Raw genomic sequence first — 14449 nt, forward strand, 5'->3', positions numbered from 1 at the left:
GTTAAAACTCCGTCCAATCGCTGAAAAATAAAATTGCCAACAAGCTCATATCACGCCCTCTTCCACCGTATCAGGATCAACATCCACTAGCGGTTCCATTGCACTTAGGGCACCGGCAACATCTGCCAGTCTTGGAGAGGCAAATAAACGTCTGAGGGGAAGCAGCAAACGGTGTTGCTGTTTTAGGCGGTCTATAAAGCGGGTTGCCAATAAACTATCGCCACCCAATTCAAAGAAATTTTGATCGCGGTTTATTACGGGCAGGCTAAGAAGCTCCTGCCAAATCTGGGCTATCAGACGTTCGTTATCCGTCACCAGTTCAGCCGCTATTTCCTGTTGCGGTTTTTCCACTGCATGCACGAGCTTTAATACTGAAGCCCGATCCAATTTGCCGTTTGCACTCAAGGGCATTTCCGGCAAAGTCACAATGAAATCCGGGACCATATAAGACGGAAGATGGTGGCGAAGGTACTCGCGCAAGTCATCAGTACTAAAAGTTGGTGGGCATTCGGGTGCGAGCACAACGGCAGCGACCAGCTGTTGTTCTTCTGTGGTTAGCACCAGCGCGCGCTGCACAAACATCTGACGATTAAATACGGTTTCGATTTCACCCAGCTCTATGCGATGGCCACGGACCTTCACCTGGCTATCGGCACGTCCCAAAAATTCCAAGCATCCATTCGGCCAGTAGCGTCCAAGATCCCCGGTGCGATACCAGCGCTCACCATCGACCGTAACAAAGCGCGCTTCGGTCAATTCGGGCGCCCCGCGATAGCCCATGGCGACACCATCACCACCGATCCACAGCTCGCCCGTTGTCCAGTCAGGGCAATCGCGCCCCTGGGTATCCATTACCCTGAATTTCTGGTTAGCCAGGGGGTATCCGTACGGGATCGAGTGCCAGCTTGGATCGACATCTACAACTTCAAAACTGTTAGACCAAATAGAAGCTTCAGTGGCGCCACCCAGTGCGATAAAACGGCATTCGGGCTGTACTTGTTTTAATCGCTGGGGTAAATCCAGGCCAATCCAATCGCCGGAATTTAATACCAAACGCAAATTGCCAGGCGGTGTACCAGCACCGACAGTGAGTAACATATCCAGTAGCGCCGGTACCGTATTCCAGATGGTGATGCCGTAGTGACATACCCATTGATGCCAGCGCTCGGCATCCCGCCGGTCCTCCTCATCAATTAATACCAGCGCACCACCGACCGATAGCAGTCCAAAAATATCGTAAACAGAGAGGTCAAAATCCAGGGCTGAAATAGCTAGTACACGATCATTTTCATCAACAGAGAAACGTTCGTTGATATCCGCAATGGTATTCCAGGCGGCACCATGACTGATTTCGACGCCCTTGGGTTCACCTGTGGAGCCGGAAGTGAAAATGATATAAGCCAGTTGCTCAGCTTCTGTTGCAATCGGTTCACCAATAGAAGCGAACTGTTCGGCCTGTTGAATTGCGCTTTTGTCGAGTACCACTTTTACCTCGGCACGGCGCAACATTGACTCGCGCCTGGCCTGCGGTTGATCGATACCGACAGGTAAATAAGCAGCTCCCGTTGCGAGCACCCCCAAAACAGCGGCAATCTGGTCGGGCCCTTTGGGCAGGTTAACGGCCACTACTTCAGCAGATGAAACCTGGCTTTCCAATAACCAGGCAGCAATGCGCAAAGCACGCTCTGCCAGGACGCCATAGCTCAGGGAATTTTCGTCCCCCCAATATAAGGCGATATTGTCGGGATTCGCTTTAGCCTGCTGGAAAAATTGCTGCGACAAGTTATCCGTTGGATCAATCGCGGTACGCTTTTCAAGCCGGGTTCTCAATTCCCGTTGAGACTTGGGTAATAAATCAGGCGGTGTGGAATCCCATTCAGCGTCACCCGCCCATTGGAGCAAGCCGATATAGGCCTGGAACATTTCCGCACACATCCCCTCTGGGAAAAGCGCTTCGACAACATCCCAATTTAAAAAAACGCCACCCTCGACTTCGACCACCTGGTGATCCAACCAGACTTGTGGCGTTTGTGTCAGGGCCCAGACGGGTTCCCGCAGAGGTCCATTTTCCGGTGCCGCTGTACCACCGGGAATACCCAGTGCACTGGTGAAGACCACGGGCATTGTGGCTTCCGCGTCGCTCTGCCGGCGGGCTAATTCCCGCATCAGGCTAACACTGGAAATATCGCGATGTTCCAGGGCCGCGCCAACTTCCCCTTGTATTTTTTTCGCTCGCACCAACCAGCTGTCACCGGCCTCTGGCCGGTAACCCACCAGGGTCAGGGAGGTGAAATCCCCCATCACCCGATAGATATCCGGGTGAACTTCACGACGGTCGAACAGGGTAAGGTTCAAGCTCAGGTCGGGGCGACTGCTCCAACGACTAAGCACTTCGGCAAAAGCCGTTAAAAGGAGGCTCGAAGGCGTGATTCCCTGCTCAGCCGCGCGCGCAACCAGGTTTTGCCAGGTCCCTTTATCAATATGCTGTTGATGACGCACAAAGTGCGGGCGCTCAATGGATGTCGGCTCCCGTACAATGGGTAGCTGGGGCGCGGGAGGCAGCTCCGATAATTTGTGCTGCCAAAAAGTTTTTGCGGCAGCCAGGGGACCTTGGGGAAGATCACTATCAAATACTGCGGTAGTTTGCGGCAATACATTGCGCACATAATCGCGGAAAGAGAGTTCGATAGAAGGTAGATGAGTTTCAGGGCTCTGATAAAGAATATTTAACTCACGATAAAACAGCAGAATACTGAAGGCATCGAGAATCAAATTATCCAAACCGATAGCCAATCGGGTATTGCGCCCACAGCGCACAGCACGGACATCAAACAGTGGCCACCGGCTGGGCTCAAACACCTGCTCCGCGCACTCCTGTCGCAGTTGCGCAAAAGCAGAAGCTGGATCGCGGTCTACCTCTGTAACATCGATGGAAAATCTCGGCACATCGGCAAGGATGCGCTGTCGACCTTCGCTGTCGAATACAGCCCGCAGCATTTCATGGCGGGCAATCATCGCGTTTAGTACAGACTCCAAACGCTCCAGATCGAGATCAACAACGTCGTATTCGCGGTAAAAGTGACAACCGATACCACCCAAAACAAATTCTGGGTCCCTTCCCAGCCAATAGGCCCGCTGGACATCGGTAGGTTCAAAAGCGGCGTACCGATTGGCCTTATCCGATTGCCAGGGTGTAACAGTAATTTCGGTAGTGCCTTTATTTCGCTGTGGGTTCTCAGTTGGATCTTGAACTAATGTCGCAGCAAAGTCGGCCAAGCTGGGCTGGCTAAATAATTCCGGCAGTGTGACACCTTCAAAGCCAGACTCGCGCAGATCTCGCACAACACGGGTTGCTAACAGGGAGTCACCCCCAAGTGCGAAGAAGTTATCGTCCCGCGCTATATCGGTAACATCGAGAAATTTGCACCAGACGGCAGCCACCTGCTGCTCTAATTTACCTTGCGGTGGGTTCTGTTTTGCCTGATGTTGCGCTATGGATTCATCGGCAAACTGCTGTAAACCGCCGCGATCAATTTTGCCATTGGCGGTAAGAGGTATTTCAGCGAGACAGCAAAGCTCACTGGGCAGCATGGCGCTGGTCAATCGTTGAGTCAGGAACTCCCGCAGATCGTTCAAGGGTTCCTGCAACTGCTGCAAATCAACAAAGCACTTTTCTGGATTTATATTCCCTTGCGATAATTTGGATTCCAGAACGACAACCGCAACCATACCTCGCTGAGTCAGCAGTGCGACCGCTTGCGCAATCCCTTTGTGCGCAGTCAGTGCCGCTTCAATCTCGCCGAGTTCAATGCGGTGTCCACGCACCTTGACCTGATTATCGACGCGGCCCAAAAACTCCAGGCACCCGTTCGGCCAGTAGCGGCCCAAGTCTCCGGTGCGGTACCAGCGCTCGCCTTCTTCTGTCACAAAACGGGTTGCAGTGATACCGGGAGCACCGCGATACCCCAAAGCAACGCCAGCACCACCGATCCACAACTCCCCTGTTACCCAGTCAGGGCAATCACGCCCCAGGGCATCCACCACTCTGAATTGCTGGTTGGCCAAAGGGTAACCATAGGGAATAGATCGCCAAGAGGAATCAACTTCTTTGACTTCAAAATTATTCGACCAAATAGAAGCTTCGGTGGCGCCACCCAAAGCGATAAAGCGGCAACCGGGGTTTACGCGTTTTAACCGTTCCGGCAGGTCGAGGCTGATCCAGTCGCCAGAATTTAATACCAGGCGCAGCTCTCCAGCTGGGGTATTACCACCCGTGGTCAGCAGCATATCCAAAAGCGCCGGCACTGTATTCCAAACAGTAACGCCATGCTGGCACACCAGCTGATGCCAGCGCTCAGCATCCCGCCGGGATTCCTCTTCAACCAATACCAATGCACCGCCGGCGGACAAGAGCCCAAAAATATCGTAAACGGAAAGGTCAAAATCTAATGCCGATACGGCCAGCACGCGATCATTTTCATTAACCGAAAAGCGCGCGTTAATGTCCGCTATGGTGTTCCAGGCACTACCGTGACTAATTTCGACGCCCTTAGGTTCACCGGTAGAGCCAGAGGTAAAAATGGTATAGGCGAGATCTTTTGCCTCTCCCACAACAGGCTGGGATAAAGGCGCGACCCCGGAGAGCACAGACAAGTTATCTATAACCAGCTTGGCTCCGGCAAGTTTGAGTACGCGCTCCCTACGCAACGGTGGCTGGTCTATACCCAGCGGCAGATAAGCCGCTCCTGCCGCTAATACGCCCAAGGCTGCAATAATCTGCTCCGGCCCCTTGGGTAATAAAATACCGACCAAATCACCGGGCTCAACACTTTGAAGCTGTAAATACGCGGCCATCGCCAAAGCACTGTGGGCCAACTCCCCGTAACGGATTTGTTCACCGTTCCAATAGAGAGCCACTGCTTCCGGGCAGTTTTTAGCGTTGCTAAAAAAATGTTCGTGTAATTGGTGAGACTGGTATGGCTTGGCTGTGGAATTTACCTGCTGGCGCTGGTGCTTTTGCTCCGCTGGCAGCAGCGATGGTATGGGCTGGGCCCAGAATTCCGGGCTGCCGATCAGACATTCCAGTAACTGCGTAAAGGCCGCAAACATGCCATCCAGGACGCCGGGAGCAAAAGCAGCTTCCCGCGCATCCCAGTTTACGGACAGGCCGCCTTTGAGCTCCATAACCTGTACGTCCAACCACACTTGTGGCCCTTGGGAGATAATCCAATTGACATCTCCAAAGGCACTGCGAACTGACTCTCCAAATAATTCACCCAGCCCAAGCGCACTGGTAAAGACGACCGGCGCAAACACCGTTTGCCCCTGTTGCCTGCTGAGGTCACGCAGCACCTCTACGCCGGAATAACTCCCGTGCGCTACATCCTGACGGAAGTTGTGTTGTAAACGCTGTGCACGCTCAACGAAGGTTCCACTCTGGCTGCCCTGCCAGGCAAGCAAGATCGAAGAAGTAAAGTCTCCCACCAGGGAGTTGACATCCCGGTGCAGGGATTCCCGGTCGAACAGGGGGAGATTCAGCAGGAAGTCTGACTCTTCGCTATAGACAGTAAGCACTTCGGCAAGCGCCGCTGCCAGGGTCATGGACAAAGTAATTCCGTGACGGCTCGCAAGTTCCGCCAGCTGGTTTTTCTGGTCAGCAGACAGACTATAGTGGCGACGAACAACGCGACGAGTGTCTTTAGACTCAGTACCTATCGCAGTGGGTAATTGAGGAGCGCCGGGCAAATCTGCCAGGCGATCCTGCCAGTGTTCTTTGGCCTGCTGCTTCTCAGCTCGGCGCTCTTCCTTTGAGTGAAGAGCGCTGCGGTCAGCCTGGTAGCGCGGATAACTGTAATTCAACGGAACCAGAGACTGCTCTGGTTCGAGGTAGAGCTTGGCTAGGTCATTCAGTAACACGCGCAGGCTAAAGGCATCTGCGGCTACCATATCCAGATTAATATGCAGGCGTGTGCCGCCAGCTTTTAATTCCGCAGGTAACAATGAGAGCTGAACATCAAAAACCTCACCCTGCAATATATCAAGCTGCCGATGGGAGAGTTGCTCCCTAACAGCGATAAGACTCTGCTCCGCTTCTGCAGCAGTTTGGTGCTTGAAATCGTGAACCTTTAAACCGGGCCAGCTCACTTCAGCGGGAATCTGCTGTCGGCCATCATCGAGGATTTGAACACGCAGCATCCCATGTCGCTCGAAGAGGGAGCGCACAGCCTGTTCCAATCGATCAGGTACTACATCCTGGCCATCAAACTCATGATAAAAGTGTGCGGCAACGCCCCCTAGATATTGATTCGGGTCTCGCCCAATCCAATAGGCATGTTGCATCGGTGCCAAATCAAAGGGAGCACCTTCATCAAAAGCGCCCGGCACAGATAAATGTTCACTGGTACTTTCTTCAGTTCCAATAGCCAATTGAGGTAGGGAAAGCCAGGCTTCCAATCGAGGCACCGCGATAAGATCAGCAAATTTTACCTTGATCTTTTTCTGCCTTAATTGGCCAACAATCCTCATGATTTGCACTGAGTTGAGCCCCAGTGCAATTAAGTCACCCTGCGGATTAATGTCATTAATATCGGCATCAATAGCCTGACAAACTAAATCCTTTAACAAACTGGCCGGACTGATTGGCTCTGATTTATTCTGCGGCTTCGGCGACAAGAGATACGCTCCTTATTGCGTCTCGGATAACACGCATTTTGATGCAACTTTCACGATACTCGTGGGTAGGAAGGGAGGCTTCAACCAGGCCGCAACCGGCAAATAGTGTCACCTTGCCCGAGGTAAAAAGCGCAGAACGCAGAGCAACAGCAAACTCCCCTTCCCCCTCAGCATTGAGCCAACCAACAGGTCCTGCATACCAACCACGATCCAGGCCTTCATTTTCACGGATATACTTCAGTGCTTTTCTCCTCGGCAGGCCACCCACCGCAGCACTTGGGTGTAAATCCGATAAAATATCCATTAGATTTACGTCATCTTTCATCAAGCCCTCTAGAGGCGTAAGCAAATGCTGAATTTGCTTTAATTTACGGAGCTGAGGCGGTTCAGGTTCCACTACACGATGGCAGTGTTTACGTAAAATAGAGAGGAGATGTTGAACAACCAGGTCGTGTTCGAAGCGGTCTTTGTCACTATCGAGCAGAGATAATCCCAATTTGTAATCAGTTGCAGGATCTTTTCCCCGAGGTGCGCTACCGGCCAAAGCAACGGTACTGATACGCCCGTCTTTACCAGCCGCTAAGCGCTCAGGCGAAGCCCCAAGAAAGCAACTTTCCCCCCGGGAAAAGGCAAATAAATAGGCATCGGGGTAAGATTCTTGTAAATATCCGAGAATACTTCCCGGGCAGCAATCCGCGCTCAGTGATTCAGAACGAGCGAGAACTACTTTTTGAAATTCGTTGCGCTTGATTGATTCGACCGCGCCTACTACACGCTGCTGCCAAGCTATTTGGCCTGCATAATTTTGGCTAAAATCAGACTCCACCGAAAACAAATTGTCATTCGCAGAGAGGTTGGAGCTACGGGATAAAATATGCTGCCACCGCGCCTTCACCCGCTCCGCAGTCTGATTGCATTCTGTTTGATCGGTAACGATAAAATTCATTACCAGATAACTGCGATCCCCTTCACAGTAAAGGGCCAACTCGGGCAACGTAAGCGTCCCTGCGGGAAAGTCTTGCCACAAGGATGAGGAATCTTTTTGGCTATCAAAAGCAAACCCACCACACAAAACCGGCCGATGCCCCCCGCTTACCACAGCGGAGGACATCAATTTTTGCCAATTGGCTTGGATTTCAGACCAAGATTCCCCTGGGGCACAACTAAATTCACAGGCAGAGCCAAAGGTCACAGCATATTCATCTCTAGAGGGCACACCCCACAGAGACGCGAACCTTTCATGCTGATAGCCGGAGGCAAACAACCCTATTGGGTTGCGTCTATGACATGGAGATGAAAACGATGCCAGAACCTCTGGCTGTCCCTGGCTTACCCTGGACTTGGCTTCCTGCAAACAGGCTTCCAGGCCAGCATATTTAGAGCGGCCCTTCATACACCTTCCTCAACTGGCAAGCCGCGCTCAGCGCGCCAATGCAGCTTTTGCTGAGTGATAAACCAGTGAATAATCCCGGTAAAAAGCTGCTCTATATAATCTGCGGAAAGTTGTTCTTTCTCAGCCCAACGACGGCGGTCAATCAACATCTCCGCAACCCGGTCTGGAGCAGGAATACTCGTTTCATCCGGCTTGAACTGGGCTGCTGACAAAACATACCCCATACGCCGCTGCAACAGCCTGATGATCTCGCGATCAATGGAATCGATACCTTGGCGGATCTCATTCAGATTTTCACACTCCATTGGTAGCTTCGTTGCTTGCATAGAAACTCCATCACCTAAGCTGTTCATCTTCCCATCGATAATGAAACGTTATAACATATCATTTTCGAAATCAACGGGATGTTTGTTTTGGATTTGGGCGTCAGGGTGGAGAGAGTGTGTGCTACTTGTTACTAAAGAGAAATAATTCGAACATCATCAAAAATAATGATCCCGGATTAATCGAGGCAGAGATCCACTATCTATTGAACGATGGAGAATATAGGGCCGCTCAACAGCCCTATTCTCCCGACAATTAATTTCGATAGCGTTACAAGAAACAGAAAGATTTTATACGGCCAACTTAACTTTACATGCAGTTAGGCCAAGCGGAGCTTCTGAACAATATGGCCAACCACCAGATCAGGACAATCTGACAGATAAAAATGGTTACCTGCGTATTCTTTCAATTGGAACTCACCATTGGTCCACTGCTGCCAACCCCGAGCTTCATCGGTGCTCAACTCAGGATCATCCCGTCCTAGCATCGCGGTGATGGGACAATCTAAAAGTTGGTCCGAGGACATCTTGCTGGTTTCGATCAATCGATAATCCTGGCGTATAGTAGGAAGTAGTAGAGCCCTTAACTCAGGAATTTCCAATAATTCAGGAGAGGTGCCGCCAAGCTCAATGAGTTGTTGGCACAGAGATTCATCACTCAACTGGTGTACGTTTCCAATCTTTTGAAATTGTGGAGCTTCGCGCGCAGAGACAAATATGTGTTCAGGACCGCACAATTTTTCGCGATACAAGGAGAGAGCCAATTCATGAGCAACTGTAGCTCCCATACTGTGCCCAAATACTGCCCAGGGTTTATCGATGACAGGTTTGATAGCCCTACTTAACAAAGCAATTAAAGTTTGCATATTTGTGGGCATAGTTTCATTACAGCGTTGCTCCCTACCCGGTAAACATACGAGAACCAATTCTATGGAATCTGGCAATAATTTCGCCCAAGGTCGATAAAGTGATGCTGTACCACCAGCATGAGGCAAACACAAAAGTCGGATAGCCGCTTTAGGTTGAGGGCGAGGGATTTGTAGCCAAGCGCCGGACATAGATTTATCTCAATAAGAAATTTGAAGCCGTGAATACTAACTGTTAATTCTTAATTTAGAAATCTGAAGAAGATTCAAAAAAACACTCCCCTGCTCCACCCAAACATTTCAGGAGACCAGCATGGAAAATAATTTAATTAATGGTTACACGCCTCACCCAAAGGAACTAGAGGATTTCTATCAGCAACAAGGAATTTGGGATAACCAACCTATTTGGGAGCTGATCACACGTAATGCGAAAAACTTTCCCAATCAATGCGCAGTTCGGGACCTATCGGATCAATTAACTTACGCTGAATTGGTTAATGAGGCCGATAGCATTGCTGCAGGCCTGGTGGAACAAGGCTACAAAGTTGGGGAGCGGGCAATACTCCAGTGGAGCAATCAGGTCAGTTTTATTACAACCCTGCTCGGCTTATTTCGAGCGGGACTGGTTCCTGTACTAGCTTTGCCTGCGCATCGCCAAAATGAAATATGCCATTTTGCACAGGTCTCGGGTGCCAGTATCTATATCACTTCAGGAGCGGAAAGTGGCGCAAGCCGTCACAGCATGATAGAACAAATTGCTTCGCAATCTCCGACTTTGCGAGGCATATACAGTTCTGATGAAAATGACACATTCCCCTCCCTGCCCAGAAGAGAATGCCAAGGCTTCACCCCTGTTCCCGTAGACCCCAACGCCCCAGCTCTATTCCTCGTTTCCGGTGGCACTACAGGACTTCCGAAACTTATTCCACGCACCCACAATGACTATCGCTACAACATTACCTGCGCTACGGCTGCTTGTAATTTAGGAAAAGATGAAATCTATCTGGCAGTACTCCCCGCCGCCCATAATTTTCCTTTGGGTTGCCCCGGCATTCTGGGCACGCTATCCATGGGTGGGCAGGTAATATTCACCAAAGATGCAAGCCCGGACTACTGCTTTGAGCTGATAGAGCGTTACGGCGTAACCGCCACAGCCCTGGTCCCAGCACTGGCTCAAGTCTGGACTGCAGCGACAGAATGGGAAGATGCTGATTTAAGCTCTCTCCGCTTACTTCAAGTTGGTGGCTCAAAGCTGAGTCCAACTGACGCCAATGCTGCGATAGATGCTTTTCCCGGTGCACTACAGCAGGTATTCGGTATGGCCGAAGGATTGATTTGTTACACCCATCGCGAAGATAACAATGAAACCATCACCAATACTCAAGGAAGACCTATGAGTTCCCTCGATACTCTAAAAGTGGTTGATGAGTACGGGCAGGAAGTGAAAGCCGGAGAAGAAGGAGAACTGCTTACTCGCGGCCCCTATACACTGAGAGGCTATTACCGAGCAGAAGAACATAACCGACGCGCTTTTACCCCAGATGGTTGCTATCGCAGCGGGGATCGTGTACGCATTCTAGATAACGGCAATATTGTAGTTACTGGACGCCTCAAAGATGTTGTGAATCGGGGCGGGGAAACATTTGCATGCGACGAAATTGAAGAGCACCTGCTCGCCCATCCCCATATTCAGCAAGCAGCTATCATTCCCTTACCGGATAAAGAACTCGGGGAACAAGTTGGAGCGGCTATCGTATGTGCAGATAAAGCACCTTCTTTACACATGTTACGTGATTTCTTGACAAAAAGAGGACTGGCTGCCTTTAAGCTACCAGAGCAACTTAGTGTGTTATCTCGCCTTCCGGTTACTGCCGTAGGTAAAATTGATAAGAAAAAGCTTTTGGAATATGAAAACCAGTAAGGGGATAGATTAGCCTCAATGCATCACTAAATAATTAGCGATTAGCTTAGTGATGCTACTGGCCGATAGAACACAACCTCTCTCAACAATCGGGGGAACAAATACTCTAAACTATGCTCTATTATCTACTCAACCATCCAGGAATTACAGCTGCAATTAAAGTTCCGGCAAATACTGAACGTAAAAGTATGATTGTATGTTCGCCCATGACAACTCCATCCAGATAAACCCCGCACTAATCTGAGGGCAGTAACTCAGCCCATCAGAATACATAGATGATATTTTTGAAGGCTCCGCTGCCGACTCAATACCTAACACATCGGCTTTTATCACCACGAGTGAAAATGAAAGCCGTTCCCAGGCCGCTTTGACTTCCACTAGAATAAAACCAGAGCTCGACAATCAACAGATACCCATTGCTGGATTTATCGTCCCGATTGAATTTAATGATGAACTAACAATTTCCAGCTTCCTTTTTGTGCCCTACTTTGGAGCCTGTATCCACTTCCCCCCCATCTCCGAATTAGGTTATCCACAGCACTTCCTAAGGGAGTTCCAGTCGACGCTCTGTACGCGCCTTTCTCTATAGAAGGGAAACTAAGAACACTAAAAAAAGAGAGCGAGTTCGGTACTGCGGCTTACAATATGGCGGTGGATAGTATTCAACCCTACAAAGAAAAACGTCCTCAGGGAGCATTGCTCACTTGAGGACGTTAGTTCAACTATGGTCGGCTACTGGCCCATCTCCCGAACCAAGTATCCGGCTCCGTCAATATTCTCCATTACCCAGAGAATATAAGCGATATCGACATGAATCGCTCGGGTACTATCGGTGAAGTCCCAATCAGCATTGATACTATCGTAGGTTCCATCGAATACGACTCCCACCAACTCACCGCGACCATTCATTGTCGGAGATCCTGAGTTACCGCCCGTAATATCTACGGTACTTAGGAAATTAACCGGCACTGAATCCAGCTGCTTTTCATAGTAACGGCCATAGCTCTGCTTATCGATCGCTTCCATCAGAGCCTTAGGAGCATCAAAGGGGTCCTCGCCGGTATACTTTGCCTTAATACCACGCAATGTAGTAAAAGGTACAAAGCCTTGTTTACCGTCATTACCATCTGCTGCCTCTTTAATTGTTCCAGCTGGTGGCTCATAGCCATTAACCAGGCCATAGGTCACGCGAAGAGAGCTATTTGCATCCGGGTAGACCGGCTTACCTAGGGAGTGGTAATAATCTATCAGCATCTCCATATATTGTGGGCGCAATTGGGCGAAGCGCCCTTTAATGGACTCCTCATACTCTTCACGGGCAAGCATATCATCGTACATGGCCACTGCCAGCTGGATAAACGGATCCTTGCTCTCTTTGAAGTCTTCAGGCTTTTTACCAATCCACGCTTCACGTACCTCAATATCGGAAAGCTCTGTTTCCTTATACATTTTGTCGAGAATTGCCTCTAGGTCAGTATTGCCTTTTCCGATATTCAAGTAACGATCAAAGCTGGCTATACGCTGCTCCTTCGGGAGCGCCTGATAGCGGTCTAGGAAGTAGAGCCAGATCTGTTTGTCGACTGATGGATGATAGCTGCGCTCTATACGACGCATGCCCTCTTTGAATCGGGTTAGATCCCGTACCTGATAGCCCGGCTTGCGATCAGCATCGGGTTTTTCGTTCTCTTTAGCCAATCGATACAGTTTGCTTGCGGCACCCAGCATGGCTGAACGATCCATATAATCGATGGCCAGGTCCTGTTCACGGGTTGATTCTTTTTCTACAACCAGCGCCTCGAGATCATCGATCGTCGACTGGTATTTTTTCTCGTGGGCCTTGTCTGAATCCACCCAAGCTTGCAAAGCTTTTTCCTGCTTTTCTTTACGCTGCAATAGATCGCTGCGCTGGTAACCCTCCATCATGCCAGTAAAGTTTTTAGAGTAATTATTCAAACCTGCCACGAGGCTTGCATACTTTAACTTTGCATCTTTATTGTCGGCAGTTGCCGCACCAATCACTTCCGACCATTCACCCAGCACCCGCTGCATGTTTGGGTAATACCAGTTGAAGTTGCTTTCCACTTCTTGGGCAGTGCGATAACGGTTGGTACGCCCCGGATAACCGGCAACCATCACGAAATCACCTTCTTTAGGCCCTTTTGCCGCTACAGGCAAATAGTGCTTAGGCTCGTAAGGGACATTATCTTTGGAATAATCAGCCGGTTTACCATCTTTGCCAACATAGGCGCGGTAGAAAGCGTAATCGCCGGTATGGCGAGGCCACATCCAGTTATCGATATCGCCACCAAATTTGCCGATTGAAACTGCGGGTGCATGCACCAAACGCACATCGCGGATTTCCAACTGCTTAACCAGGTAGTAATTCAAACCGCCGTAGTAGCTGTAGACCTCACAGCGATGCCCCGGATCTTTTTCACACTCAGAAACCAGCGCCTTCCCCGCTTCTTCGATTGCGGCAAAACGTGCAGCGCCATCCATCTCATCAGTCAGGCGTTCGTTGACCTTATCCGTTACTTCGTTCATTGCAACGGTGACGTAAACTCGGGAGCCCGGTGCAGCAGGCAGCTCTTCAGACAAATCTCCGGCCAGGAAACCTTCAGCGAGTAAATCCTTGGATTCGGTTGAATTGTATGAAATTGAACCGTAGGCACAGTGGTGGTTGGTAATCACCAATCCCTTGGGAGAGACAAAGGAAGCGGAACATCCCCCCAGGCTGATCACCGCGTTCATTGGAAATTCGGTAAGCTTGGTCATGCTGGCTGGGTCTAGCTCCAGGCCATGAGTGCGAAGCTCTTTGGACAGCTCAGGCAACTGGTGAGGTTGCCACATGCCTTCAGTCGAAACATTCTCTTTCTCTGCGGCGAGGCTGGCGCAACTCGCTCCAGCAAATAATGCAGCAGTTGCAACCCCGTAAACAATAGAATTATTTATTTTCATATTTACTCAGCAATATTTAAAAAAAACAGGTTAATTTTGGGTACTTCTCAACGCTAACCCTGTATTTTCCGGTACACCGAAAATTCACTTATAAACACAGCAGGCTGACAGAGTAACACACCCTCCCCGGCTGTAGGCCGGCACGAAGCTGCACCTCTAGCTAAATCCTGCCAATCATTGCCATTATTTCCCTGGCTCTTCCACTCAAATGGGATAAACCATAAATACACAATTGATACAACGTATCATTTTAACTCAGTTAAATCTGAACAAAATGTGAATTACGACGACGGCAAGAAAGAAATCTGAGATAAAC

Annotated in this window: 8 protein-coding genes; 3 read left to right on the plus strand and 5 right to left on the minus strand. The window is 49.9% G+C overall.

Annotated features, from left to right (window positions below; genetic code table 11):
• Positions 1-45 precede the first annotated feature (45 nt).
• The 4 genes from ACJJIJ_RS08045 to ACJJIJ_RS08060 all read right to left on the minus strand — a co-directional run bounded on the left by ACJJIJ_RS08045 (position 46) and on the right by ACJJIJ_RS08060 (position 9446).
• Positions 46-6672 (minus strand): non-ribosomal peptide synthetase, encoded by a 6627-nt coding sequence (locus tag ACJJIJ_RS08045; protein WP_444939217.1) that lies wholly within the window; start codon positions 6670-6672, stop codon positions 46-48.
• Entirely contained in the window at positions 6650-8065 is a 1416-nt protein-coding gene (locus ACJJIJ_RS08050; protein ID WP_444939218.1) for an isochorismate synthase, read from the minus strand. Before ACJJIJ_RS08050 ends, ACJJIJ_RS08045 begins: the two co-directional genes overlap by 23 nt.
• Positions 8062-8391, minus strand: a complete 330-nt coding sequence (locus tag ACJJIJ_RS08055; protein ID WP_444900718.1) for an isochorismate lyase — start codon at positions 8389-8391, stop codon at positions 8062-8064. Before ACJJIJ_RS08055 ends, ACJJIJ_RS08050 begins: the two co-directional genes overlap by 4 nt.
• 317 nt (positions 8392-8708) lie before the next feature.
• Positions 8709-9446 (minus strand): thioesterase II family protein, encoded by a 738-nt coding sequence (locus tag ACJJIJ_RS08060; RefSeq protein ID WP_444908226.1) that lies wholly within the window; start codon positions 9444-9446, stop codon positions 8709-8711.
• 121 nt (positions 9447-9567) lie between these two features.
• Here ACJJIJ_RS08060 and ACJJIJ_RS08065 point away from each other — a divergent pair, with 121 nt between their 5' ends.
• The 3 genes from ACJJIJ_RS08065 to ACJJIJ_RS08075 all read left to right on the plus strand — a co-directional run bounded on the left by ACJJIJ_RS08065 (position 9568) and on the right by ACJJIJ_RS08075 (position 11883).
• Positions 9568-11175 carry a (2,3-dihydroxybenzoyl)adenylate synthase gene (locus tag ACJJIJ_RS08065; protein WP_444939219.1) on the plus strand — a complete coding sequence of 536 codons (1608 nt, stop codon included), beginning with the start codon at positions 9568-9570 and terminating at the stop codon, positions 11173-11175.
• Between the two features lie 367 nt (positions 11176-11542).
• Positions 11543-11764, plus strand: a complete 222-nt coding sequence (locus ACJJIJ_RS08070; protein WP_444939220.1) for a DUF3299 domain-containing protein — start codon at positions 11543-11545, stop codon at positions 11762-11764.
• On the plus strand, positions 11761-11883 hold the full coding sequence (locus tag ACJJIJ_RS08075; RefSeq protein ID WP_444939573.1) for a hypothetical protein: 123 nt from the start codon (positions 11761-11763) through the stop codon (positions 11881-11883). Before ACJJIJ_RS08070 ends, ACJJIJ_RS08075 begins: the two co-directional genes overlap by 4 nt.
• A 24-nt stretch (positions 11884-11907) precedes the next feature.
• Here the strand turns inward: ACJJIJ_RS08075 and ACJJIJ_RS08080 are convergent, their stop codons facing one another.
• The gene (locus ACJJIJ_RS08080) at positions 11908-14133 is read right to left on the minus strand and encodes a S46 family peptidase (RefSeq protein ID WP_444939221.1); all 2226 of its coding nucleotides are present in this window, start codon (positions 14131-14133) and stop codon (positions 11908-11910) included.
• Between the last annotated feature and the right edge of the window lie 316 nt (positions 14134-14449).

Source organism: Microbulbifer mixtoriginis (SeqCode) (genome assembly GCF_052467945.1).

Coding starts and splice junctions, on each gene's coding strand:
- ACJJIJ_RS08060 (WP_444908226.1), bottom strand. CDS start 9,446: ATGTCCGGCGCTTGGCTACAAATCCCTCGCCCTCAACCTAAAGCGGCT.
- ACJJIJ_RS08065 (WP_444939219.1), top strand. CDS start 9,568: ATGGAAAATAATTTAATTAATGGTTACACGCCTCACCCAAAGGAACTA.
- ACJJIJ_RS08050 (WP_444939218.1), bottom strand. CDS start 8,065: ATGAAGGGCCGCTCTAAATATGCTGGCCTGGAAGCCTGTTTGCAGGAA.
- ACJJIJ_RS08080 (WP_444939221.1), bottom strand. CDS start 14,133: ATGAAAATAAATAATTCTATTGTTTACGGGGTTGCAACTGCTGCATTA.
- ACJJIJ_RS08055 (WP_444900718.1), bottom strand. CDS start 8,391: ATGCAAGCAACGAAGCTACCAATGGAGTGTGAAAATCTGAATGAGATC.